This window comes from Oleiphilus sp. HI0132 (genome assembly GCF_001635845.1).
Genome location: NZ_LWGJ01001255.1, coordinates 1 through 3,005 on the forward strand (window position 1 = coordinate 1; position 3,005 = coordinate 3,005).

General features: G+C 44.2%; 3 protein-coding genes. 1 reads left to right on the top strand and 2 read right to left on the bottom strand.

What is annotated here, in order from left to right:
* The first annotated feature begins 187 nt into the window (after positions 1–187).
* Complete coding sequence (locus A3766_RS18840) at positions 188–1,870, top strand: NAD(P)/FAD-dependent oxidoreductase (RefSeq protein ID WP_068515429.1); 1,683 nt, start codon at positions 188–190, stop codon at positions 1,868–1,870.
* Positions 1,871–1,956: 86 nt separating this feature from the next.
* On the opposite strand, the gene folE is transcribed toward A3766_RS18840, so the two are convergent.
* A complete protein-coding gene (gene folE / locus A3766_RS18845; RefSeq protein ID WP_068515433.1) occupies positions 1,957–2,607 on the bottom strand; it encodes a GTP cyclohydrolase I FolE in 651 nt (216 codons plus the stop codon).
* On the bottom strand, positions 2,600–3,005 hold a 406-nt coding region (gene folX, locus A3766_RS18850), incomplete at its 5' end, for a dihydroneopterin triphosphate 2'-epimerase (protein WP_369808639.1). The genes folE and folX, both read right to left, overlap by 8 nt.

Here is a 3,005-nt window from a genome sequence, read left to right on the forward strand (position 1 = left end):
TAGCCCACTTAAGGTGTCGGGAGCACACAAAAACTATTTTGATACTGACACTATCTTCCTGAGCCAACTACCTATAATCTTTACGATGTAAGTTTTTTGCTGTATGTGATGATTCAATACTTAAAATAAATCGTAATAATTGGATTATGTGATTTAACCATTAATTATCCATGTAGGAATTGCTCTTATGACTAAGGAATCCGTTCAGCCTCTCACGAATAAGAAAACACTCAAACCCAGTACGCTAAGAGTGGGCAAACGCTATCGCTCATCGCGTGTCGACGGTCATTATGATGCCGTTGTCATTGGCTCGGGTATTGGCGGTATGACCAGCGCAGCTATGCTGTCTAAGGCTGGGTTAAAGGTCTTGGTATTAGAGCAACACTACACCGCTGGAGGATACACTCACAGCTACTCGCGCAATGGCTACGAATGGGATGTAGGTGTTCACTATATCGGTGAGATGGGCAACCCTAAATCACAAATGCGCAGAATTTTCGACTTTATCACTGACGGTGAATTGAAATGGGCGCCACTAAATAGCAATTACGATCGCTTCCACTTTGGCGAGGATGTTTACAATTTGCGCGCGGGTAGAGATTGTTTCAAACAAGACTTGTTAAAACACTTTCCCGAAGAAGAGCTAGCGATTGATTCCTATCTGAAAATGCTAGATGCCATTACGCGGTGCATGCCCCTTAAGGTTATGGATAAGTTGATGCCAACCTTACTTTCTCGGCCCTATAAGCTGCTCAAGCGTTTCGGCCTGCCTGACTACTTCAACAAGACGACTTATGAAGTCTTAAGTGGACTGACCTCAAATGAAAAGTTAATTGGCGTCTTAACAGGGCAGTGGGGCGATTGTGGTTTACCTCCTAAGCAGTCGAGCTTTTTAATTCATGCACTGATCGCTCGACATTACTTATCGGGTGCTTACTACCCAGAAGGTGGTGCCTGGAAAATAGCCGATACGATTATTCCTGTTATCCAACAGTCAGGTGGTGACTTGCTTACTTATGCAAGCGTCGAAAAAATAGTCGTTGAAAAGGGCGTCGCGTTGGGTGTCGAGATGTCTGATGGTCATATCATTCACGCAGATAAGGTTATTAGTGCTGCAGGCGTAATGAATACCTTTCAAGACCTGGTTCCGCAGGCGCTGAGCAAAAAGTTCTCTTATGATAAAAAGCTGCAAGAAGTTGAATCATCAAAAGCGCACTTGGGAATGTATATTGGTTTGAAGGGCAGCACTGAAGAATTGAAGCTACCCAAGACGAACTTCTGGATCTTTCCTGATTATGACGCCGATAGTGCTTTGGATGCGTTTGAGAATGACAAAGATAAGCCTTTGCCTGCGGTGTATATTTCATTTCCGTCTGCAAAAGACCCTGAATGGCAGCGAAAGAACCCTAGCAAGTCGACGATAGAAATCGTTGCGCCTTGTCCTTATGAATGGTTTGAAAAGTGGGAAGACCAGCCATGGGGGAAACGAGGCACGGACTACGAAGCACTCAAAGACATGTTTACCGAGCGTATGCTGAAAGCACTCTATGAAAAAATGCCTCACTTAGAAGGTAAAATCGACTATCACGAAACCAGTACGCCCTTGTCGACAAACTTCTTCTGCGCCTACAAAAAATGTGAGCTCTATGGACTTAATCATGACCCTTCTCGTTTTGAGCAAGACTGGCTGCGACCTGAGACGCGAATTCCCGGCTTGTATCTAACTGGCCAGGATGTGCTTAGCTGTGGCATTGGTGGCGCGATGATGGCAGGAGTGATGACATCGGTTAGTGTGCTGGGTTGGAAAAGCTACAAGCTACTTAATCGCTTTGGCTTGCGCGATAGGATTGGTTTGGCTGTGCCTGTTTAGGCGCAGCGCTGCTTGCTATCACGCCGATAGCTCTGGGGATAAACAGCGATGGTGTTTGTCCCCGCCATTGATTGTGTAGCAATCAATTATTGATGGGCCTCTTGTAGAAACTCAGCGCGTGTCTGTGGGTTGGTTTTAAAGGAACCTCCTAAGGCTGTCGTTGATGTTTCAGAGTTTGCATCCATAATACCTCGGGATTTAACGCAATAATGTGTTGCGTTAATTGATACTGCGACGTTGTCGGTATTGAGTAAGACTTGCAGCGCAACTAAAATTTGCTTTGTTAATCGTTCCTGAACTTGAGGGCGCTGTGAAAAAAACTTTACGATACGATTTATCTTGGATAAGCCGATGATTTTTTCTGCGGGAATATACGCGACTTTAGCTAAACCATCGATCGTGACGAAGTGGTGTTCGCAAGTACTTATCAGGTTAATGCGACTGACTTTAACCATTTCATCGACATTCATTTTGTTTTCGATAACCGCTATTTTGGGAAAGTTCTGATAGTCCAGGCCAGAGAATATCTCCTCCAAGTACATTTTTGCGATTCTGTGTGGAGTTTCAGCCAGGCTATCGTCTTGAAGGTCTAGCCCCAAAGTTGCCACGACCTCGGCTAATAAACCCTTAATTCGCTGATATTTTTGTTCGTCAGTGTATGGCGTCTGAACAAGAGGCGTTTCAAGTCCCATTTCAACTAAGGTGCTTTTAACTAATTGGGCTTCAGGGCTAAGCATGGGCATAGTTCTCCAAAGTTTCAGGTAGGATTGAGGCCTGCATTGTCAGTGATACTGAATCAGCAAACCGGAGCGCGTGTGGTTTCTCAACGTTTACTTTGGCGAAGGTGGTGTGGGGACTCGTGGTGCAAATTTGCAAAATTTCTTTTACAAGTCGCTCGAGTAATAAGAATCTGCCTTCTTCAACAAGTTGAATGATTCGCTTGGTAATGATCTTATAGTCCAGCGCGTCTTTCACCTGATCTGATTGCGCGGCTTTATTGGCAGAATAATGTAGTTCGACATTCACGACGATATCTTGTTGTTTAATTTTTTCTTCTTCATTAAAGCCGATAAATGTTCGTAAGCGTAGTTTGTCGATTTTAATAATCGCATTTGATAAATTCATAGTCCGTTTC